We start from the raw sequence: 22,383 nt of genomic DNA on the forward strand, positions 1-22,383 counted from the left end.
GGTTGATATAATCATGGCAAATACTCTATTAAGCATTCAGGTGATCCCCAAGACTCCGAATGGTGAGGATTCCATCCCTTATGTAGATACAGCAATTGAGGTTATTCAGAAATCCGGTGTGAAGCATCAGGTAAATCCGCTGGATACGACGATGGAGGGCGAACTTACAGAGCTTCTGGAGGTTGTGCGTCAGATGCATGAGGCCTTGGTCGCGGCAGGCAGTCCCAGCATCATTTCACAGATCAAGATTGCCCATAACCCGAATGGCATCAGCATGGAGAAGCTAACGGAGAAATATCGGCCGTGAGATCGACCTGGAAGCAAATATGGCCGCCCCTTGTGGCGGTCATATTCTTGTTAACGGGATGGCAGCTGGCGGTCTCCCTATTTCATGTCGAAGCCTGGATTCTGCCTAGTCCCACCGACATCATCCGTGAATTCAATGCTAACGCTTCTGGAATCTGGGTCCATACATTGGCTACGCTGCGGCTGACCCTGATCGGCTTTCCGATCGGTACCGCGGTAGGTCTTATCATCGCACTGCTGCTGCACCTGCTGCCTTGGACCAGACGCGCTTTTTATCCGTTGCTGATTCTCAGCCAGAATGTTCCCTCCATTGCGCTTGCTCCGCTGCTTGTCATCTGGTTCGGCTTCGGCCTGCTGCCGAAGATTATCCTAATTACACTAGTCTGCTTCTTCCCAGTAGCTGTGGCTACCATGAGCGGCTTGGCGCAAAGTGATGGGATCATGCTCAATTATATGAAAATGGCTGGCGCCGGCAAGTGGCAGATCTTCACCAAGCTGGAACTGCCTTCTTCGTTGCCATCGCTGTTCTCCGGTGTGAAAATATCCGCTACCTATGCGGTAATGGGCGCGGTTGTCGCCGAATGGATTGGTGCGGACAAGGGCATTGGATACTATATGCTCCTGCAGAAATCAGCCTACCGTACGGACCGGATGTTCGTCGCTATTGTTATTATTGTACTGCTTAGTTTAGTGCTCTTTGCGATCATTGCCTTGCTGGAGAAATGGCTGGTCCGCTGGAAACCGCGCCGTAATTCCTAGAAAGGAGAGTCCCTACAATGTCTGAAACACCCGCACTTGAAGTAAAGGGTATCTCCAAAGCCTACACTCAGCGCCGCCGCGTGACGAGCGTGCTGAATAACGTCTCACTCACGGTCGAGCAGCAGGAATTCGTATCCATCATTGGACCCTCCGGCTGTGGCAAAAGCACCTTGTTCCACATCATCGGAGGTCTGGAGCAGCCAGATGCCGGAACGATAAGCATGAACGGCAGCCTCGTCACCGGACAGCGCGGTGAGATCAGCTATATGCCGCAGCAGCCCGCGCTGTTTCCCTGGCGGACGATCGAGGATAACGTCCTGCTCGCTGGCGAGATCAAAGGCGCGCCGCGGGAGCAGGCGCGCGAAGAAGCCAGGCATTGGCTGGCCAAGGTCGGCCTCGGCGGGTTCGAGCGGGCCTACCCGCACATGCTGTCGGGCGGCATGCAGCAGCGGGCCGCGTTCCTGCGGGCCTTATTGGCCCCGCAGGAACTGATGCTGCTGGACGAACCGTTCAGCGCGCTGGATGCGCTGACGCGCAGCGAAATGCAGCGCTGGCTGCTGGAGCTGTGGGAGGAGAACCGCCGCTCCGTGCTGTTCATTACCCACAACATCGAAGAAGCGCTGCTGCTCTCCAACCGGATCTATGTATTCTCCGGCCGTCCCGGCTCGGTATTGCATACGGTGGATATTCCCTTCCCACGGCCGCGCCGTGAGGAAATCACCGATTCACCGGAGTTCCTGCTGCTGAAGCGGCAGCTCTCGCAGTGGATGCGGGAGGAGCAGGGGAAGAGCGCGACTACAAGGGGATAAAAATATCAAGGACCAGTTAGAACATGGGAGTGTTCGGGCTGGTTCTTTTTCATTTACATTACTTAGAAATATGTGTAATTAATTGTAGAATATTGTCGCAATAAACTCCTTATTATGCAATACTTACGCTGATAGTCGATTCTATAAGGAGGAATGAGTATGAGACGAATATTCACTTGTTTATTATCTTTTTCAATGTGTATTTTATTAGCGCTTCCATTCCTTCCTGCAACTCCTATTTATGCAGCAGCTAATGAGAAAGGACCCATAACTGCTGGGACAAGTCTCGACGCGTATTTATACAATGGAACGCTGTCTGTTTATTATTTGAATCAAGGTGACTGGCTACTTGAAGGCAGCCTCTCCTATGATGAATTTGTCAAAGAACAATCATTATCTATAACCGGGTTAGATACCAGCCAGTCTGTCTCCATTAAGCTCGTCCAGAACGGCGGCGGCAACGCTCAGCTTGATGTCGTAACGTTAGATGGTCAAGCTCCAGTACAGGTCGCAGGAGCGGACGGGAAATCGTTGGCGAAGGTGTCTAAGCAAGATTTGGACTTAATTAACCTTGAAGCAGAGGGGACGGTCATCACCTTTAGCGGGGAAGCAAAGGAAGCAACGCTTACCGTTGCAGCTCGAATCGAAGACAAGGAAATCAGTAAGATCCCCTTTCGCTTTCCGTTAATATCTTCAACTGCGGACGATGCTTTTTACAACTATACCCTTAATTCGCAACGCGGAATGATTACAATGGACGGGAAATTAGATGAAGTGGCAGCCATGCCTCTTTTCAGCAAAGAATGGGCCCAGCCGGCAACAGGTCACCCCAGCAACTATTTATATACCTGGGTGTTCAATGATGATAACTATTTATATGTAACTATGGATGGTACACCGGACAATACCATGGATGATTGGAAGGATTATGCGAAGGTTTATGTTAATACCTCAACTTTCGCAGCATGAAATCGGCAGATAAGCCTTGATGTAGCTGGGCAAAGCAGAGATCCAGTGCTGGAGTTGACTTTTAATCATAGCGGATAGTTTCTTACCGACTTGATTGGCGATTTCGTTCATCAATTCCACCAATTGTTGTAATGCTACGGCCCAGTCCAAGGTACCGACTTCATCGCAAAGCAAATAAAAGAGTCCACCGAGCGTCCGCTGATCCGTGCTTTGTCGATGCTGCCAAGCCAGCAGAATATAGCGGGAAAAGACAATCGTTGTATGGCTAATGAGCAAATCATAGGAGCGGCCTTGAAACTCTTTTTGCAGGCGCAGCAAGGATTTAGCGCATTTGAAAAAGACTTCGATGTCCCAGCGAAGAGCGTAGATTTGAATGACTTCCGGTGCCGTCAGCGTTAGATCCGTCGATAGAATCGCGAGCCACTCGTTTTTCTTGGAGCGATGGCGAACAAAGACCACGACTACTGGAATGCCAGGAACAAGTTCGGTGTGAATCTGACGCAAGAGGTTCCGGTGCTTTCCTTCGACGCGCAAAGCAGCTCGGTAAAGACCTTTAAGATCCACCCGTTGACCGTGAACGAGATATCGCTTGTTGTCGTTTTTCACCATGCCAATCACATGCAGTTTGCGATCTATAATCCGCTGAATCAGGGGGGCATGCGTGAACCAGCTATCCATAAGTACGTAAGCCGCAGAAACCCCGGAAGTAATGGCTCGATCCAGCAGTTCAGAAACCAGATGCGGAGCAGAAAGCAGAGCTTCTTTCCGGCGTTTGTATCCAGAGGATCGCTTGTCGATTCCCGGATGTATGCCGGTGAGTCCAGCCTTCACGGAACTCAGCAAGGCGAAGTCCAAAGGGAGAAACGTATGACCGTCTGACCAGCCCAAGGTGAGCATGCGAAAGCCTTTATAGTAAGCCCCCGTCGCGTGATCCTTAAAGCGAGCCAACAATTCCACAGCTTTGCTCCGATTCCGCTCAAACATGGAATCATCCACAATGAATACGGAGGTCCGCGTGACGGAGGTCAAGGTTTCGACTCGCTGCACAGTGTCACTACTTAGAGAAGACAAGAAACGCCGCCAAGCGAATCCGCTGTGATTGAGAAAGCGATAGACGGCATCTTTGCCAGGAAAGGCTTCACCCTTGGCACTTTCGAGCAGACGAAACCAATTCTTCTGATGAAAGAGCAAGACAAAAACGAGCATGAACAGATGGGAACAGGTATAGCCAAACGTCTTTTTGAACCCGGCATTCCTCAGATGCTTCAGCACACCGAGCTCTTGAAAAGCAGGTCTCATTTCAGGTGGGAGTTGATCTAGGGACGACTTTTGATTTATCATAGAAGGGACACCTCTTCTGTGGTTTAGTGGATCTCGACAATCTCACTTTACCAAACGAAGTGGTGTTTTTCTATGTTGGCAAGATCCTTACTTAAACCGACTCCACCTTAACCCCAGCTTGGGGTCAACTCAATTTTGACTCTGCGAAAGTTGAGTTAATACAGCTACAGGGTTACAAGGATACAAACTCTCGTTATATGAAACCACTTGGGGAAAAGCTTCTTTCGCCTATACAGATCATGCCGTTTATGAGCACAAGGTCTACGAGTTCAAGATCCCTTTAACCGAATTTGCTCTCAGCTCCGCCCCCTTAAGAATTGCTTTTGAATTCTACGGTACCTCGGCTCCTGGAGCAGTGGATGATAGTTATACTACGGCAATGGATACGGTGCTTACCGTACCGGCCCCAGGTGTTTTATCCAATGATTACGGCTATGGAGGAACACGTACGGCTGCCCTAGGATTATTGCCCCTGCATGGAACCGTTGTCCTGCAAGCAGATGGTTCGTTTACTTATACGCCCAACGCTGGTTATGTGGGTACAGATGCTTTTAAATATCAATTTACAGATTCCATTGGTTACGGAGCTTCAAATCAGGCTACGGTCTTGCTCACAGTGACTGGACCCCTGAATAGCCTTATCAGCCCTACAACTGCGGACTTCGACAAGCTGACCGCGGCTCAAGCTGATGTGTCGACAACGATGACGCTTAACGGCAACACTCTCAGCAGTGTTACTAATGGCGGAGTCATACTTGATCCAGTTCTCGACTATATCGTCTCAGGCAACACAGTTACAATCAATAAAAGCTATCTTGCCACGCTGTTGATAGGAGCGACAAGCCTGACCTTCAACTTCAGTGGGGGAGCAACGCAGACGTTGGCGGTTACGATAAGTGACACGACACCCATTGTTTACGGCACTCCCGTATTGCAGGCACCAACAGCAGGCAATGCGCAAGTCAGCCTTGCTTGGAATTCCGTAGATGCTTCGACGGGCTACAAAATTTACAAAAGCGAGACTGCCGGTAACTATGAATCAGAAGTGGCCACCCTCGGCAGTTCAGATACCAGTTACGTTGTAACAGGCTTAACCAATGGTACGACTTATTATTTTATGATGAAGGCGGTTAATCCCGAAGGAGATAGTGCGGCTTCCAATGAAGTTAGCGCTATGCCTAAGACTGTCCCCGGAGCACCAACAAATCTCGTTGCTACAGCGGGAATTGGACAAGCCAGCCTTAGCTTCACTATCCCTTCAACGGATGGAGGAAGTCCGATTACAAGCTATGCAGTTACTTCGTCACCAGATAATATCATAGCTACAGGTTCAACGAACACAATTACAATACCAGGTCTCACCAATGGAACAACCTATACTTTTATAGCTACAGCAATCAATAGCGCCGGTGAGAGTATCGCCTCTGCAGCCTCTAATGCGGTAACACCACAATCACCTTCTAGCGGCAGCAGTAGTAGCGTTACACCACCAGTCAATACGAATAACGGAGTTAACGTGCTTGTGAATGGCAAGGTGGAGAATGCAGGAACGACAGCAACCACTCAAGTAAATAATCAGACGGTAACGACCATTTCCGTGGATTCTAAGAAACTTGAAGCCAAGCTCGCCACAGAAGGACAACAATCCGTCATTATTATTCCATTCCTGACCAAATCCGATGTTGTCATCGGAGAGATCAATGGACAGACTCTCAAGAACATGGAACAAAAACAGGCGATTCTAAAACTCCAAACGGCGAATGCCACCTACAGACTCCCTGTCCAACAGATCAATATTGATGCGATTTCCGCGCAGCTTGGCAAGACTGTAGCCCTTCAAGATATTAAGGTTCAGATCGAAATTGCTACACCATCAGCAGACACCCTGAAGATTGTAGCGGATTCAGCTATTAAAGAGGGATTAACCCTCATGGCCCCTCCCCTCAACTTCGTAGTAAGAGGTGTTTACGGGAATACCACCACTGAAGTGACCAAGTTCAACGCTTATGTAGAAAGAACCATCGCCATGCCTGACGGAGTAGATCCTAACCAAATCACAACAGGGGTTGTCATTGAGCCAGACGGAAGCGTTCGCCACGTACCTACAAAGGTCGTAATCATCGATGGCAAATACTATGCCCAAGTGAATAGCTTGACCAACAGCACGTATTCCATTGTCTGGCATCCTTTGGAGTTCAAAGATGTTTCTCAGCACTGGGCAAAGAATGCTATCAACGACATGGGAGCCAGAATGGTTATGAGCGGCTCTGACAATGATAGGTTTGATCCTGAGCAAGATATCTCACGTGCGGAATTTGTGGGTATCATTGTACGGGGATTAGGATTAAAGCTGGAGAACGGTTCATCTCCATACACGGATGTATTAGCTTCAGCTGAGTATAGCAGTGCGATTGAGACTGCATACACGTATGGCCTGATAAGTGGATTCGCCGATAATACCTTCCGGCCCTTAGAGAAGATGACTCGCGAACAGGCCATGATGATCATGTCTAGAGCGATGAAGATCACAGATTTACAAGAAACTCCTCCATTCAAAACAACCGGAGAATTATGGAGTCCATTTACGGATGCGTTTCTGTCCGCAGACTGGGCGAAGAACAGTATTACGGACTGTCTGCAAGCAGGCATCATTTCCGGTAGAAATGGCATACTGCTTGCTCCAAAGGCGAATATCTCTCGAGCAGAGGTTGCAGCGATGGTTCAACGGCTTTTACAGAAGTCGGGGCTCATTTAGCCTAGTCCTTGATGGATGAAAGGTCCAGAACATAAAAAGAGTGCGATTCTTTAGGAGTTCATCCTGAAATCGCACTCTTTTTTGTGATCTAATTCAATTCATCTAGCAATGTCTTAATTTCCGGAGCGAACTACTGTCTATGGATATGCCCTCACCACATCTTCCCTGGAACAAAATGTGACCAAATGCCGTCATTAAGGGTGTTATAGGTAAAGGAGGGCATAGCCTCATGAAGCGACCCATGACCCGGCCGGGCAATCATGTGATGAAGAGTTACGAAGTCTACGCAGATATGCTGTTCCGAATTGCCCTAGTCCATCTGGGCAGCCGCGAGGATGCCGAAGAAGCCACGCAAGACACTTTCATCAAGCTAATGGAAAAAGCACCCCCGTTCAAGGATGACGAACATCAGAAGGCATGGCTGATCAGGGTAATTACCAATCATTGCAAAAATCTGCTAGGCAGAGGCTGGCGCAAGCGCGTGGTCAGATTGGAGGGCGCAGTGTCGGTTACGACCAACAGCCCCGAGGATTTGGCCATCTTGCAGCTCGTGCTGGCGATGCCGGTGAAGTATAGGACTGTTATTCATCTGTATTATTACGAGGATTATCCTGTTCAGGAGATCAGCAAGATTCTGCAAATCAGCGAGTCTGCCGTGAAGATGAGACTTCAACGGGGGCGGCAGCTGTTAAGACTGGAGCTGGAAGGAGCGGAATCACAGTGAAGGAAGATCAGTTTCGAACAACATACAAGAAAGCGGTGGATTCGATGAAATCGAGCGAAGAAATGAAAAAAGGGTTAGTCAGCAAAATGGAGCGGAAGCGTCCCCGCAAGATGGTCATTATAGCGGCAAGCGTTGTGCTCGCCGCCGGAATCGGTCTGGCCTCACCAAGTATCTGGCAACAGTTGAACGGACCGGCTTCCACGGGACAAGTGGCCCAAGTAAATCCGGACCCCTCCAGCCCGGGCGGAGCAGCTACGGATACTTCGGGCAGTATTGTCATTCCTAAGCTGGAGCTGCCGGATAAGGAATCAGGCGTTAAGGCAGATATGCTCGCCCTGGTCGTATACAAGGGCAATGTCTATACCCAAGCGGCAACCACAATTGACCCGGCTGACGCCGCTGCACTGCGCGGCGAGAAGCTGGGCAAGACGACAAGCGGCATCAACGAATGGACCGGCAAAGAAGATTATATCGAGCTATCCTCCAACATCGGTGAAGCGGATATCTATTCCGTAAACGGATACGACGCTGATTTTCTGATTATGTCTTATACGGAAATCGACGGCCAAATCTTAGCCGAACTATTCGAGCATACGAACGGCATTACTATAAGCAGCGGGGCGGACCTGTTCGGCAAGCTAAATCTGGAAGGCCGAGTCGCTACCGCCCAGTGGGAAAGCTTCGACAGCTGGAACAACGGCAAGCAGCAGTACACGCCGCTCACCAGCAGTGAAGCACTTGAAGGCTTCCTGACTGCACTCCAAGCGGCCAAACCACTAGCAGCGGAACCGCTGACCGAGCAAGGCATTTACGAGAGTGAAGATCGCAAGATCATCTATCTGCAATTGGAAGACAAGGCCCGGGTAGAGCTGACACTATTTGGTCAAGGACTTGTACGTTACGGCAATGCACCGGTATTCTTCGAGGTCGAGTCCGGTGCGTTTCAAACGCTGTGGAACAGCATGAATCCAGCAAAATAAGCGCAATAGTAAGTTTTAGGGCCATCCTTAGCGGGATGGCCCTTTGCTTTGTAGAACGTGTATCATCAAATTTCAGTTGCAGCTGAATAGGGTAAACGACCCAGATGCATCTTTGCCTCCGCCTCATCCCAAGCTACCGTATAGCCATGTCCCTTGGCGCAGAATATCGAAGAGGAACTGTACTGCGGATCGGCGTCCTTCCTGTAGCCCTTTCGATCGATCACCTCTTGTTCGTTATGACAGCGATCATAACCCCCAAACGCGAGATGAATTGTACCTTTTCCATGCGTAAAAGAAGTTAGCTCTGTACTGTAATTCATAAAGGAGGCCACGGGGGCTTTGCCTGAAATGACAGCGTACGTTGCTGTCATTTCAGGCGGATCAAATTGTCCAGCTGCCTGCTGGATATCAGATAACACCCTGCCCATAAAATCGAGTTCCACCTTAATCTTATAGTGATAATAAGGCTCAAGCAGCCTATTCTCCGCCTTCTCCAACCCTTGTCTTAGCGCCCGAAAGGTAGCTTCGCGAAAATCACCGCCATGCGTATGCTCATTATGCGCAGCACCCGTTAACAAGGTAATCTTCATATCCGTAAGCGGCATACCCGCTAATAAACCATGATGGTCTTGCTCATAGAGATGAGTCTCTACTAAATTCTGATTGCCTACGCTCAAATCATTAGCATGACAGGCGTTCACAAAAGTAATTCCGCTGTTTCGCTCCCCCGGCTCCAGACGAAGATGCACCTCTGCATAATGTTTAAGCGGCTCGAAGTGTCCATAGCCATGCACGGTGGAACCAATCGTTTCTTTATATAGAATCTCAGGGCTACCAAAGGATACATCCAATTGAAATCGTTCCTTCACGAGCTGCTCCAGTACTTCCAGTTGAATGAGTCCCATGACGTGGATGTGAATTTCCTGCAGGGCTTCCTCCCAGATGACGTTCAATGACGGGTCCTCCGCGTTTAGCACCTGAAAAGCTTTTAGCACATCCTTCACGTTATAGGTCGCGGCATAAATAATCTTCGACTTCAAGGTCGGCACCATCTCATAGATCAGCTTGTCCGAAAAGCTGCCTAAGCCTTGTCCAGCCTCGGCGGCTGAGAGTCCGGTTACCGCGAACAGATCACCTGCGGATACCTGATCAACCGTATGCGATTTGCTCCCATTATAAATGTACAGCCGCGTAATTTTTTCCGAAATTTGGGCATCTCTACTGGCATAACTTAGTTCATCACGAACCTTAAGCGTACCGCTTAATGCTTTGATAAAAGTCAATCGCACACCACTATTGTCATGGCGAATTTTATAGATGCGCCCACCAAAAGGAGCCTGCTCATCATAATCCACAGTCGTTAACAAGTGCAGCTGCTCTAGAAATTCCGTAACTCCAATATCCTGCAGAGCAGAACCGCTTGCACAAGGGAAGAGCTGATGATCCCGAAACTTAGCCTGCAGCGTCTGCAGCCAGAAGGCTTGGTCTGCCGTTCCCGCCATGTACTTCTCTAACAACTGCTCGTCGCGCTCCGCCATGCTTTCCACCAAGGTTTCCTCAACTTCTCCGCTGCCCAAGCACCCGGTAATCGAACACACATCCTCTGTCAGCTGCATGCGAATCTCCGCGAAGACTCGGTCCACATCCGCGCCAACCCGGTCTGTTTTATTAATAAAAAAGAACGTCGGTACTTTAAGCTTATGCAGCAGTTGCCAGACCGTTTCGGTATGACCCTGGACTCCTTCTACCGCACTAATAATGAGAACGGCATAATCCAGCACCTGGACAGCCCGTTCCATCTCCGGAGAGAAATCGACGTGCCCGGGGGTATCGATCAAATAATAAGTTGAGCCCTTATACGACATGACCGCTTGGTCTGCAAAAACAGTAATCCCTCTTGCCCGTTCTATGTCGTGGCTATCGAGGTGAGCATCCTTATGATCGACTCTGCCCCGCTCCCGAATGCTATGTGTATGATAAAGCAGTTGTTCAGCAAATGTGGTCTTGCCCGCATCCACATGGGCGAACATGCCAATGGTTTTATTATCCATTATGTCTCCTTGATTTCTTTAGACTTGAAAGATTTAGTCGTCTTTGTAAACAGGTTTGTAAAATTGGTTTCCATCACTGGTTAGTGTAAGATGAATCCCAATTTTCGCTGAATTGCTCTGTTTACAAAGTATAGCCGCTTCTTTCGCCTTTGAACACGGGATCATGATGGATGCAGACGTGATAGAATTTTTGGGGAACAGTTCGAATATCGCCTGATTTGTTGAATGTGCAATACCAAGATCATCTGCATGAATGATTACAAGTCGGTCGTTTGGACAAAATCCCAAAGCTTCGTTCATGTATTTTCCTCCCACCTTTTAATAACCTAACAGATTCATAGAAAAAAAGGGGCGCAAACACCTATTCGTGTTTGCGTCCCTTTCTCCGCCCAACCTCTCTCAAACCCAGCCCTTCTCCTCCGCCAGTCGTACCGCCTCAATCCGGCTCTTCACTTCCAGCTTGTTCAGGATCTCCGAAATATAGTTGCGGACAGTTCCGTAGGAAAGATGCAGCGTTCCGGCAATCTGGCCTGCCGTCTGGCCTTGAGCGGCCAGCTTGAGAATTTCCTGCTCCCGTGTCGTCAGCGGATTCTCTTCACGCAAGCTTCCGAAGACCAGTTCGGGCGAGACCTCGCGGTGTCCGTTCATCACTCGACGAATGGAATCCGCTAGCTTGTTTACAGGTTCGTCCTTTAGCAAATACCCCTGTATGCCCGCCTTCACTCCGCGCTCAAAATAACCAGGCCGCGCAAAGGTGGTCAGGATAATAATCTTAGTTGCGCAGCCCTTGCTGTTAAGTATTTCAGCAACATCAAGGCCGCTTTTGAACGGCATTTCAATATCCATGAGGCAGACATCAGGCTCAAGCTGTTCGATTAACGTAAGCGCCTCTGCTCCGTCACCCGCCTGCCCGACAACCTCGATATCATCCTCCATATCGAGGAGTGAAGCCATCGCGCCACGCAGCAGACGCTGGTCCTCGGCGATTATAATTCTTATCACGTTGCTTCCCCGCCCTTTCGTTCCTTGACCACCATCGGAACCACTACCACTAGCTTAGTGCCACCGCCCTCCTCTGAGTTTAGCGACAAAGAGCCGTCGATAAGGGAAAGCCGTTCGGCCATCCCTTTCATGCCATTCCCCTCTTGGTGACCACGAGTTCCACCCTCCGGACAGTGCAGCCCAATCCCATTGTCCTCTATCGTAATCTGCACTTCTCCGAGTGTCTTCCCGATTCCAATCCGGCAGATACTGGCTTCACTGTGTTTCACAATGTTAGTCACCGCTTCTTTGATGCAGAGACTGAGAATATTTTGCGTCAAGTCGGATACGCCCTCCAGAGAGAAATCACCCCCTACCTCCAAGGTAATATCCGCTGTGCGCAGCATCTCTCCAACTTCAGCCAGCTCCTCGACTACTGAAATTGCGCGCATTTCTGAGACCAGCTCCCGCACCTGGCGCAGCGCGGCGCGGGATGTCCGCTGAATCTCCCTCGCTTCGGCCTGCGCACGTGCGGCATCTTTGGTCACAAGCTTTTCAACCAGTTGACTCTTGAGCGTGATCAGCGACAAGGTGTGCCCCAGCGTATCGTGCAGGTCACGGGCAATCCGCATCCGCTCCTCGCGCTTCACCAGTTCTTTAATGACTTCATTGGCTTGATCCAGTTCTTTCTCCAGGTACTGGCGGCGGTTCAGCGAACGCATTCCAAAGGGTAACACTAACATAATCAGGGTAAAAGGCAGCAAGAACAGCCCCTCTGTTCCTTGTAAATCTAAAATAACCCATACTACCAGACTCACCAGCAGAATAGCGAAGCCGGCATAGGCACGATTGAAACGCTTATGGTCGGTATACCAGCCGATGAAATTTGTAGTGAAGAAACCCATATATAAATTATAAGGACTGTAAAAAATACAGAGCACGGCGATCAGCAGCATTTGCAGCCCTAGCCAGTAAGAGAAAGCTCTCCCGCTAACCCAATACAGTTGGCGGTAAGTCACCGCGAACAGCGCTACCATAACATACCCAAGGATCAGCTTGAATCCGCTCTGTCCGTTCAGATTGATTAAGGGCAGAATCAAATAAATTAACCAGATATAAGGGAAGAAACCATACTTCCGTGGGAATATCTGTATCTGGAGCTGAGCGCGTACCATTTTAGATTACACCGCTTCCTGTTTTTTTCGAATATAGACCGATAGTACCATAAACACCACCAGGTAACCGAGTAAAATGAAGACGTTGCTCCAGTGCGGATAAGAACCCCGCACAATCTCCCAAGCCCCAGCCCCGTAGTTGTAGGAAGGCAGCCAGTGGCCGATCCGCTGCATTAGACGCGGTAGAATATCAAATGGCATCCACATGCCTCCTGTTACTGCAAGTCCCATATAGATCAGGTTACTAACGCCACTGGCCGTATCGACCCGTTTCATGAAGCCCACAAGCGTGCCAATCGCCAGAAAAGGCATTGAGCCCGCCAACACCCACAGTCCACTAAGCAGCCACTGACCGGCAGTCAAGGAAACACCGTTGATCAAATAGCCGGCAGCAAAAATACAGATTACCGAGAACAGATGCATCATCGTTTGGCCGAACATTTTGCCGAAGAAATAGACATATCCAGGCAGCGGAGTAATGCGGATAAAAGTAGTCCAGCCTTGGGTCCGTTCCTGCACCAGCCGGATGCCAAGCGTCATAATAGCTGAGCCCATCACACTGAACGTAGCCATGGACATCAGATAATGCGCCCGCCATAAAGAGACATCATCCGGCCCTGAGTTCACCACTCGGGTGAAGATCACGTAGAACATAATCGGCATGAGCAAGGACCAGAATACATAATAAGGATTGCGGGCAATCCGCAGCATCTCCGCTTTACACTGCACTATAATTAGCCTCATCGTCCGGATACCTCCTCTTGATGCATCGTTAATTGTTCAAAAGCCTCATCCAACCGCCCCTGTTCCACACGGACATCCCGTACGGGCAACCCTGCGCCCAAAATCGCCTTCAGCGCCTCGTCCGTATTCTCTGTCGTTACATGGATTCGGCCGTCTTTAACATAACAGCCCTCAATAGCTGCCAACTCCAGCAAATGCCCCCGCAGCTCAGCTTCATCTGCTAAGGGCAGGAAGGATACCGAACGCTTCACAATTCCCGCTTTGATCTCATCCGGGCTTCCGTCCGCAACCAAACTTCCCTGGCTGAATAGCAGAATCCGGTCCGCGATATCCTCAGCTTCCTGCAAATAATGAGTAGTGAACAGAATCGTCTTACCTTGCTCCGCCATTGCACGCACGATCTCCCAGAACCGCCGCCGAGCCGAGATATCTAGTCCAACCGTGGGTTCATCGAAAAAGAGTAGCTCCGGGTCCCCTGCCAAGGCCAGCGCGAATCCCAAACTACGCTTCTGACCGCCAGAAAGCTTCTCGGCATATCGATTAAGATCAGCTGGTGTAAGACCCGTCGCCTTGATTAGTGTCTCTGTATCCATTGGCCGCGGATAGTAGCTGCGGATGAGCGCAATAATCTCCCGGACTTTAAGCCGGTCCATCACGCTTACCTCCTGCAGCATTGCACCCGTTCGCTCGCGGACCTTCTTGTCCTGCGGATGGAGTCCGAATAAGCTTACCGTTCCCTCCGAGGGTTCCAACAAGCCTAGCATCATCGCCAGTGCAGTTGTTTTGCCCGCACCATTCGGCCCCAAAATCGCTGTGATTGAGCCTTTGGCGATAGTAAAGCTAATGTGATCAACAGCTTTTTTGTCTTTGAATATTTTGCTGACGCCGCTCATTTCTATTACATTATCCATGCTGTAACCCCTCCCGTACTCTTCTTTAGCTCTACTGTAAGGATAGTGGAAAAGATGCACGGATATTAGTAAGGTCTGTCATGAATTCAGGGTGACAATTGTCACTCGTTATATTTTCCATTGTTTTCCTATTAAAGATCGGCTACAATAATAAAGAAAATGTAAACGATTACATTGTAGTTGGTATACTGATTACGGGCGGTGAATAAGTTGGATATTAAAATTGTCGATGTGGCCGCACGGGCCGGGGTATCTACAGCCACGGTATCCCGTGTGTTCAACCATAGTACGGGAGTTACGGCAAAAACCAAACAGAGGGTGATGCAGGCCATCGAGGAATTAGGCTACCACCCAAACGCCACGGCCAAGAATCTGCGTTCGCAAAAGACATTAACCATTGCCGTCATCGTCCCCGACATTAATGTCGCTTATTTCACCGAGATCATCAAAGGCATAGAGAATATGGCCTATCTCAAGAACTACAAGCTGCTGATCTGTGATGCCGAGAACCAGAAATCCAAGGAGCTGGACTATCTCAATCTGCTCATGAACCGAACCGTTGACGCGGCCATCCTCATCGCTCCCCTGCTCAGTGACGACGAAATTCGGGGCATCAGCGACCAGGGCTATATTGTAGCTGTCATTGGACGCTATATTGAGCATAAGAGTATCCCCTGCATTTATACTGACAATATCAAGTTCTCGCTGACAGTCATGCGGCATCTCTTCGCTTGCGGTCATCGGGACATTGTCTTTCTCAATGGGTACGCTGAGTCCATGGACAGTGTTGAGCGGCTCGAAGGGTATACGCAGGCGCTTCAGCAGCACGATATCCCTTACCGGCCAGAACTGATTGAATCTGGCAACTTCAATGAACGTGGCGGATACGAGGCGATCCATCGACTACTTGATAAGGGCATAACCTTCAGTGCCGTATTTGCCGCCAATGACGAAATGGCACTAGGGGTCTACAAGGCATGCCGGGAGCACGGACTGTCCATTCCTGAACAGGTTGCAGTTGTCGGCGTCGACAACAATCGAATCAGCGAGTATATCTCCCCGGCGATGAGTACAGTCAATCAACCTAAGTACACCATGGGCATCATGCTTGCCGAAAAATTAATAGACCTGATGAACGACAATGAGTTTGCGGATAGACGGACCTTCAAAGTCAATTCAGAACTGCTGATTCGGGCTTCGTCTAACTTTAAAAGGGAAGTGTAGATCTAGTAGAGATGAGAAGTATAATTCATATTAGCAGCATAGCTTCAGGGTACATGGTTCCATTTGTCGCAAAATGTAATCGATTACATTAAAGGTGGTGTTGCCTGCTGGGACAATGGTTAGCAGCCTCGGTCTTGCATTTGACGTGAAGCAAAGTGAATGTCTAACCCCATTTTGAAAGGAGTTTTAGATTCATGAGAAAAATATTATTCACTGCCCTGATTGCATCTCTAATCACCGTAAGCGGAAGCATTGCGGCGGGGCCGGTCTCGGCCAACGGAGAACAGGCCGAGGTCTGGATTTCCACCTCTGATCCTAACACGGAACCTGCTGTCGGGCTCAGCACCAGTGCTCGTCTGACCCGGATCGGTGATAAATCCTTCAGCACCAGCGCTAGTAGCGCCGATTACACCATTACAGTTAACGAAGGTGTCTCTTATCAGCAGATGGATGGCTTCGGCGTCTCGCTTACCGATGCTTCAACTTGGCTGCTCAACTATAAGCTGAATGCCACTAAACGCGCTGAGGTGATGGAGAAGCTCTTCGGGACTAGCGGCATCGGCCTGAGCGTGCTGCGGCAACCGATGGGCAGCTCGGACTTTGCCTGGTCAGCCTATACGTATGACGACACAGCCGGAGACACGTCGCTCAACCAGTTCACTATAGGCCGCGATTTGTCTTATATCGTGCCTATCGTCAAGGCAGCCATCGCTAAGAATCCGAACATTAAGGTGTTTGCTTCCCCTTGGAGCGCTCCCGCCTGGATGAAATACTCGGGCATACTTAACGGTGGTAAGCTTAAGGCTGAGTACTATCAGACCTACGCCGACTATTTCAAGAAATACATTCAAGCCTATCAGGCACAGGGCATTCCCATCTATGCCGTCACCGTGCAGAATGAACCCAAATATGAAACCAGCGCTTATCCGTCTATGGGGATGAATGAGCAGGATGAGACCGGCTTTATCGGCGATTATCTAGGACCTACACTTAGCAGCGTTGGCATCAATACGAAGATCATCGCTTTTGATCACAACTATCTGGACTGGGGCTTTCCGAACACGGTTGTTCAGAACCTGAAGAACGCCGGCAAAGCCAATTATATTGCTGGCAGCGCCTTCCATCATTACGACAGCGGGGATGGCTCGCAGATGACCTCCATGCACAATGCTCATCCCGACAAGGATGTCTGGTTCACCGAGGGTGGATTCGGGACTTGGAATGATCCACAGAACGGGACTACCCAAGGTTTTGACAACATGATTTCGGAATTTATTAATATTACACGCAACTGGTCCAAATCGATCACTCTGTGGAACGCCGCCCTGGATCAGAAGGATGGTCCCGCACTGCTTGCCGCTAACAATACCAACCGAGGTATGGTCACGATCCAGAACTCCGACAATCGCAACGATAACCCAGAGAATGCGGTCACCTATACCAAGCAATATTATCTGCTCGGCCACTTTAGTAAGTTTGTCGTCCCGGGTGCTTACCGCATTCAGTCCAACAGCAGCAACGATCTGAAGAATGTCGCCTTTAAGAATCCGGATGGCTCCAAGGTTGTTGTCGCCTACAATCCGCAAACCTCGGCTCGAAATGTCAAGATTCAGTGGGGCAGCCAATCATTCGTAGTCAACGTCCCTGCCAAATCAGTGATGACTTATAAATGGTATGGCAATCCGTCTTAAGTACTCTGGAAAGTAATGACTCGCTTCAAACAAAAAGAAACGGGTACCGCCCTTTACGGACGGTACCCGTTTCCTGTAGAGATAGAAGAAGAATTTATAATCAACGTTAATATTACTTTTGCAAGAAGCCCCTCTTCAGTAAAAAATCCTTCATATGCAGTCGGGTCGGCTCTGCCAACCGCTTTGCCATCAAAGCCGACCATGGAGTGCTACTTGTGCCTCCGGTCCGCTCCTGCAAGTAAACCGTAGTCACTTCATCGTAAACCTTGACCTGCTCTACGGTGGTCTCTGCGTTGTAACCGTTACGGTGCAGAACAGCTGGCAATGGAAGCCGTGGACGTAGTCCATTTGTTGCAGCTGGATAACCTACACACATCCCGAACAAAGGATACACCAATTCTGGCAGCCCCAGCAGCTCCGATACCTCAGCAATTCGGTTGCGGATACCTCCGATATACACAATGCCGAGCCCCAGCGATTCCGCCGCAATAGCAGCATTCTGGGCGGCTAGCGCCACATCAACTGTGGCTACGATGAAATTTTCGGTAGAATCCTCATAAGTTGCGGCCCCCTGCACATAGGGATGCGAAACCTCACGCAGACGGTACAGATCAGCACACCAGACCAGAAAAATCGGGCATTGCTCAATATAGGACTGGTTGCCTGCTAAGGCAGCAAGCTTTGTTTGCAAGTCTGCATCCGTTACCGCAATGACACTATAGGCCTGCACATTGCTGGAGGTTGACGCCATCTGACCTGCTCCAATGATGGCAGCAAGCTGCTCCTCACTTACAGGTCTGTCCTGAAATTGGCGCACGGAGGTATGCTTCATTAATAGGGAAATCGTCTCGTTATTCACAACATTCACTCCTCAATTAGGATTACAGCTTCACCCGCTGCAGCCGCAGCGCATTCAGTACAACAGATACAGAGCTGAACGCCATTGCAGCACCAGCGAGCCACGGTGCCAGAAAGCCCAGCGCGGCAATCGGTATCCCAATTGTATTGTAAGCAAGCGCCCAGAACAAATTCTGCTTAATATTGCGCATCGTCTTACGGCTCATTAGAATCGCATCGGGGATGCTTTTCAAATCGCCCCGCATGAGTGTAATATCTGCGGCTTCCATCGCTACATCGGTACCGGTACCGATAGCCATGCCGGTATCAGCCGTTGCCAGAGCAGGCGCGTCATTGATGCCATCGCCAACCATCGCCACCTTAACACCGCCGCGCTGCAGCCTCCGGACTTCCTCTGCCTTGCCTTCAGGCAGGACCTCAGCCAGTACGGTCCGTATTCCGGCTTGGTCTGCAATCGCCTGAGCCGTAATCTTATTGTCTCCGGTAATCATAACTACTTCAATGCCCATTTCATGAAGTGAAGCCACTGCTGCACGCGAGGTCTCTTTAATCGTATCGGCAACGGCGACCACCCCGGCGATTACACCCTCAATCGCCACCAGCATAGCTGTCTTCCCTTCCTGCTCCAGCCCCTTCATGATGGCCACCCACTCCGTAATGTCCACACCGTTCTCTTCCATCATCCGGCGTGTGCCTACACTGATGGCTTGACCGGATACGACAGCCGAAATCCCCCGTCCTGGTACATTATGAAACTGCTCAGCTCCTGGCAGAACCAAACCTCTGTCAGTTGCACCTGCTACAATGGCCTCAGCGAGTGGATGCTCCGAGAGCTTCTCGGCTGCCGCAGCGATGGACAACAGACGATTCTCGCCAATCTCTTTACCCTGGGCTGCAATACCCGTAGTGGTTAACACATCGGTCAATACCGGCTTCCCGTTGGTTACCGTTCCTGTCTTATCCAACACCACAATCTTAATGCCCTGTGCAGCTTCCAGATGCTCTCCGCCCTTAAACAGGATTCCAAGTTCAGCCGCTCGACCGGAACCAGCCATAATTGAGGTTGGTGTAGCCAGTCCAAGCGCACATGGGCAAGCTATTACCAGTACGGCGATCGCTTTCTCCAGAGCATCTGCGAATTGGCCTGGCGCAGCCCAGAAATACCATACAATAAAGGTTACTAAGGCAATTCCGACGACAATCGGTACAAAGATACCTGATATCACATCGGCAATTCGTTGAATCGGTGCTTTAGAGCCTTGAGCTTCCTCTACAACTCTGATGATTTGTGCTAAGGCTGTATCACGGCCTACTTTACGAGCTTTGACCCGCAGCATCCCATTTTTGTTCAGCGTTGCCCCAATCACAGAATCTCCCGGCTTCTTCTCTACTGGGATACTCTCGCCTGTCAGCATGGATTCATCGACAGACGATAATCCCTCCACCACATCACCATCCACAGGTATTTTCGTACCTGGCTTTACCAGTACAATATCACCAATAATAACTTCTTCTATTGGAATGCTAATCTCGGTGCCTTCACGGATCACTAACGCTGTCTTGGCTTGCAGGCCCATCAGGCTTTTGATCGCCTCGGAGGAACGCCCTTTTGCAAGTGCCTCAAACCATTTGCCAAGCAAAATGAGTGTAATCAGAATGGCACTAGTCTCATAGTACATTTCTACCGTATGGTTCATTCCATTCATTCGTAAGGAATCAAAGGTAAGGTATAAGCTATATAAATAAGCTGCCGAAGTACCCAGCACGACCAGCACATCCATATTGGCGCTGCCGTTGCGAAGGGCTTTGTAGGCACCCACATAGAACTGCCAGCCGATAATGAACTGTACGGGTGTGGCCAGAGCAAGCTGGAACCACGGGTTCATTAACAGCTCCGGCGTCGGAATCCAGGACGTAAAGGAGAAATGCCCTGCCATCGCCCATAGTAACGGAAGGGACAACAGTGCAGAAATGATCCATTTATTTCGTTTGCGGAGGATCTCAAGTGCGCGCTGATCAACATTTTCCTTACGGTCTTCTTTAAGGGAAGCTTTGTACCCAATGCTGCTTACCTTCTCCATAATCTCCTGCGTATTAACGTTTCCTGGCGTATACTCCACATGTGCGGTCTCCAGTGCCAAATTAACATTTACTACAGCTATGCCAGGCATACGTCCGAGTACCTTCTCGATTCTTGCCGAACAGGCAGCACAGGTCATGCCCGTGATATCAAAGTCTGCCGACTCTCTAAGCGTGTCGTAGCCAAGATCGCGGATTTTCCCCTCGATTTGCGGCATTCCGGTTACCTGCGGATCGAAGCTCACCGAGGCTTGCTCCAGTGCCAAATTGACATTGGCACGAGTTACTCCCTCCATCCGGGATAGGCCTTTCTCTATCCGCGTTGCACAAGCAGCGCAGGTCATGCCCGTGATCTGCAGGGTTGTTTGTTTTAGATCCAGTACTGCTGTCTTCTCTGTCATCTCCACGCCTCCATATACCCCCAAGGGGTATAATTTTTTCTAAAAGAAAAGGCATTGGAGCCATCCGGGAACCTTTCGGCACCCCCCGCTCCAAGCCTTCCTAATTGTGTTTTATCTCAAACTACGTCATACCCTTGCTCTTCAATAGCTTCTTTAATAGCACTTAAGCTTATCTTGTTCTCATCATATTCAACTGCAACTGTCTTAGCCGGTAGATCTACCTTAGCAGCAGCGCCGAGACCACTCACTGCCTTTTCTACTGAACTGACACAATGCCCGCAGGACATTCCTTCTACATTTAATGTAACGTTTGACATATTCATTCCCTCATTTCATTAATTTATTAACCGTAATCAGCAGCTCGTCGATAACCTCATGCTCCCCGGCTTCGATCCGCTCAATGATGCAGCTCTTCATATGTCCTTCAAGCAACAGCCTTCCGACACTGTTGAGTGCCGCTTGTACTGCTGCAAGCTGATTAAGTACATCATCACAGTAAGTATCTCGTTCAATCATTCCCTTGACCCCACGAATCTGTCCTTCAATCCGATTAAGGCGGGTAGACAATCCGTTCTTGAATTCTACCGAATGATGACTTTTCCGCTCTCCGGGTGTATGACAACCGCTATCGCATGATGCAGGAGACAGCTTATCTTCTTTCAACGTTGTATACCTCCTCATATCATCCCTGCAAAATCAAGCTTATCATACCCCCCATGGGTATGTAAAGAAAATAATTTTTCATAAAAAGAGGGGTTTTTTTATTCGTAGCGAATTTAGAAAGAATGTATAAGACGGAATATTTATACATTGCTCATCTTGAACAAAGGAAGGTACAAGTATGGTTTACGATGGCATCATTCTTGGCTTAATCATTGGATTCTTCCGGGGTGGATTAAAACACGGTCTTGTCCAATTCAGCAACATCCGTCTCAAAGCAGGTTGGATATTCCCCTTTCTCTTGGTATTCCAGTTTTTCATGTATTATATTCAGGAGCGGTCGTCCACTATAGCCGCGGCCAGCGGGTATATTTTCACTGCTGTGTATGCGGTCGGACTGATTTTTTTATGGTTGAACCGGCATAACAAAGGATTCTGGATGATTATGACAGGCGTGTTCCTGAACTTTTTGGTCATGTTTGTCAACGGGGGAAGAATGCCAGTATCCTTAGAAGCTGCATCTGTCTTGGACCCGATTTATCTCCAGATGCTGCAGAGTGGCGATGTGGTAACGAAGCATTTTTTATTAAATTCTTCGACGATCCTGCCCTTTCTGGGTGATATTATTCCTCTGTCCAGCCCTTATCCACGTACCCAGGCCATCAGCATTGGGGATGTAGTGATGAATGTTGGGATCTTCCTGTATATCCTGCAGGTGATGGTGCCGGTTAAACCGAAGCTGAAATCTCAGTCCATTGGTGACAGTTAGACCGCAAACTAATTTAAGGAGGGATTGACTTGAAAAAAAGACTGGAAGGCATCAGCTACTCTCGTATCGCGATTAACGCAATTATCGTAGCTTCCGTAGTTATCTCACTTACTTCGGGTTTTAGAATCGGAGGTCATTAATTTCTCCATACAAAGAAGCAGGCTGCAACAGCCTGCTTCTTTGTAATATCACTATT

Annotated in this window: 21 protein-coding genes; 10 read left to right on the plus strand and 11 right to left on the minus strand. The window is 49.4% G+C overall.

What is annotated here, in order from left to right; all coding sequences use genetic code 11:
• Window positions 1–13 precede the first annotated feature (13 nt).
• The 4 genes from H1230_RS30730 to H1230_RS30745 all read left to right on the plus strand — a co-directional run bounded on the left by H1230_RS30730 (window position 14) and on the right by H1230_RS30745 (window position 2,843).
• Entirely contained in the window at window positions 14–307 is a 294-nt protein-coding gene (locus H1230_RS30730; protein WP_239713553.1) for a thiamine-binding protein, read from the plus strand.
• Window positions 304–1,065 carry an ABC transporter permease gene (locus H1230_RS30735; protein ID WP_239713554.1) on the plus strand — a complete coding sequence of 254 codons (762 nt, stop codon included), beginning with the start codon at window positions 304–306 and terminating at the stop codon, window positions 1,063–1,065. Before H1230_RS30730 ends, H1230_RS30735 begins: the two co-directional genes overlap by 4 nt.
• A gap of 17 nt (window positions 1,066–1,082) precedes the next feature.
• Window positions 1,083–1,874, plus strand: a complete 792-nt coding sequence (locus H1230_RS30740; protein WP_239713555.1) for an ABC transporter ATP-binding protein — start codon at window positions 1,083–1,085, stop codon at window positions 1,872–1,874.
• A gap of 159 nt (window positions 1,875–2,033) precedes the next feature.
• Window positions 2,034–2,843, plus strand: a complete 810-nt coding sequence (locus H1230_RS30745) for a hypothetical protein (RefSeq protein ID WP_239713556.1) — start codon at window positions 2,034–2,036, stop codon at window positions 2,841–2,843.
• Here H1230_RS30745 and H1230_RS30750 read toward each other — a convergent pair.
• Window positions 2,826–4,184 (minus strand): IS4 family transposase, encoded by a 1,359-nt coding sequence (locus H1230_RS30750; RefSeq protein WP_239711655.1) that lies wholly within the window; start codon window positions 4,182–4,184, stop codon window positions 2,826–2,828. The genes H1230_RS30745 and H1230_RS30750 overlap by 18 nt on opposite strands.
• 316 nt (window positions 4,185–4,500) lie before the next feature.
• Here H1230_RS30750 and H1230_RS30755 point away from each other — a divergent pair, with 316 nt between their 5' ends.
• The 3 genes from H1230_RS30755 to H1230_RS30765 all read left to right on the plus strand — a co-directional run bounded on the left by H1230_RS30755 (window position 4,501) and on the right by H1230_RS30765 (window position 8,643).
• Window positions 4,501–6,939, plus strand: coding sequence for an S-layer homology domain-containing protein (locus H1230_RS30755; RefSeq protein ID WP_275591274.1), 2,439 nt, complete (start codon window positions 4,501–4,503; stop codon window positions 6,937–6,939).
• Between the two features lie 229 nt (window positions 6,940–7,168).
• Window positions 7,169–7,663: an RNA polymerase sigma factor gene (locus H1230_RS30760; protein ID WP_239713559.1), complete on the plus strand. Its 495-nt coding sequence runs from the start codon at window positions 7,169–7,171 to the stop codon at window positions 7,661–7,663.
• The gene (locus H1230_RS30765) at window positions 7,660–8,643 is read left to right on the plus strand and encodes a hypothetical protein (protein ID WP_239713560.1); all 984 of its coding nucleotides are present in this window, start codon (window positions 7,660–7,662) and stop codon (window positions 8,641–8,643) included. The genes H1230_RS30760 and H1230_RS30765 overlap by 4 nt, the downstream gene beginning before the upstream one ends.
• Window positions 8,644–8,708: 65 nt before the next feature.
• On the opposite strand, the gene H1230_RS30770 is transcribed toward H1230_RS30765, so the two are convergent.
• The 6 genes from H1230_RS30770 to H1230_RS30795 form a co-directional block, all read right to left on the minus strand.
• Window positions 8,709–10,694, minus strand: coding sequence for a GTP-binding protein (locus H1230_RS30770; protein WP_239713561.1), 1,986 nt, complete (start codon window positions 10,692–10,694; stop codon window positions 8,709–8,711).
• A gap of 33 nt (window positions 10,695–10,727) precedes the next feature.
• Complete coding sequence (locus tag H1230_RS30775; protein WP_239713562.1) at window positions 10,728–10,994, minus strand: ChbG/HpnK family deacetylase; 267 nt, start codon at window positions 10,992–10,994, stop codon at window positions 10,728–10,730.
• Window positions 10,995–11,093: 99 nt separating this feature from the next.
• Window positions 11,094–11,696 (minus strand): response regulator transcription factor, encoded by a 603-nt coding sequence (locus H1230_RS30780; RefSeq protein WP_239713563.1) that lies wholly within the window; start codon window positions 11,694–11,696, stop codon window positions 11,094–11,096.
• Entirely contained in the window at window positions 11,693–12,850 is a 1,158-nt protein-coding gene (locus H1230_RS30785; protein WP_239713564.1) for a sensor histidine kinase, read from the minus strand. The genes H1230_RS30780 and H1230_RS30785 overlap by 4 nt, the downstream gene beginning before the upstream one ends.
• Before the next feature lie 6 nt (window positions 12,851–12,856).
• Window positions 12,857–13,594, minus strand: coding sequence for an ABC transporter permease (locus H1230_RS30790; protein ID WP_239713565.1), 738 nt, complete (start codon window positions 13,592–13,594; stop codon window positions 12,857–12,859).
• Window positions 13,591–14,505, minus strand: coding sequence for an ABC transporter ATP-binding protein (locus H1230_RS30795; RefSeq protein ID WP_239713566.1), 915 nt, complete (start codon window positions 14,503–14,505; stop codon window positions 13,591–13,593). The genes H1230_RS30790 and H1230_RS30795 overlap by 4 nt, the downstream gene beginning before the upstream one ends.
• 210 nt (window positions 14,506–14,715) lie before the next feature.
• Between H1230_RS30795 and H1230_RS30800 the strand changes: the two genes are divergently transcribed.
• Window positions 14,716–15,729 carry a LacI family DNA-binding transcriptional regulator gene (locus H1230_RS30800; RefSeq protein ID WP_239713567.1) on the plus strand — a complete coding sequence of 338 codons (1,014 nt, stop codon included), beginning with the start codon at window positions 14,716–14,718 and terminating at the stop codon, window positions 15,727–15,729.
• A 194-nt stretch (window positions 15,730–15,923) separates the two neighbouring features.
• Complete coding sequence (locus H1230_RS30805; RefSeq protein ID WP_239713568.1) at window positions 15,924–17,420, plus strand: glycoside hydrolase family 30 protein; 1,497 nt, start codon at window positions 15,924–15,926, stop codon at window positions 17,418–17,420.
• Window positions 17,421–17,532: 112 nt separating this feature from the next.
• Here H1230_RS30805 and nfsA read toward each other — a convergent pair whose 3' ends face one another.
• From nfsA to H1230_RS30825, 4 genes are all read right to left on the minus strand, one after another.
• The gene (gene nfsA, locus H1230_RS30810; RefSeq protein ID WP_275591049.1) at window positions 17,533–18,279 is read right to left on the minus strand and encodes an oxygen-insensitive NADPH nitroreductase; all 747 of its coding nucleotides are present in this window, start codon (window positions 18,277–18,279) and stop codon (window positions 17,533–17,535) included.
• A 22-nt stretch (window positions 18,280–18,301) separates the two neighbouring features.
• Complete coding sequence (locus H1230_RS30815) at window positions 18,302–20,758, minus strand: heavy metal translocating P-type ATPase (protein WP_239713569.1); 2,457 nt, start codon at window positions 20,756–20,758, stop codon at window positions 18,302–18,304.
• Between the two features lie 116 nt (window positions 20,759–20,874).
• A complete protein-coding gene (locus H1230_RS30820; RefSeq protein WP_154120951.1) occupies window positions 20,875–21,075 on the minus strand; it encodes a copper ion binding protein in 201 nt (66 codons plus the stop codon).
• Between the two features lie 10 nt (window positions 21,076–21,085).
• Window positions 21,086–21,421: a metal-sensitive transcriptional regulator gene (locus tag H1230_RS30825; protein ID WP_239713570.1), complete on the minus strand. Its 336-nt coding sequence runs from the start codon at window positions 21,419–21,421 to the stop codon at window positions 21,086–21,088.
• Between the two features lie 178 nt (window positions 21,422–21,599).
• Here H1230_RS30825 and H1230_RS30830 point away from each other — a divergent pair, with 178 nt between their 5' ends.
• Window positions 21,600–22,187, plus strand: a complete 588-nt coding sequence (locus H1230_RS30830; protein WP_239713572.1) for a DUF5317 domain-containing protein — start codon at window positions 21,600–21,602, stop codon at window positions 22,185–22,187.
• The last annotated feature ends 196 nt before the right edge of the window (window positions 22,188–22,383 follow it).

Origin of the sequence: Paenibacillus sp. 19GGS1-52, from assembly GCF_022369515.1 — a bacterium.
Classification (GTDB): Bacteria; Bacillota; Bacilli; order Paenibacillales; family Paenibacillaceae; genus Paenibacillus_AQ.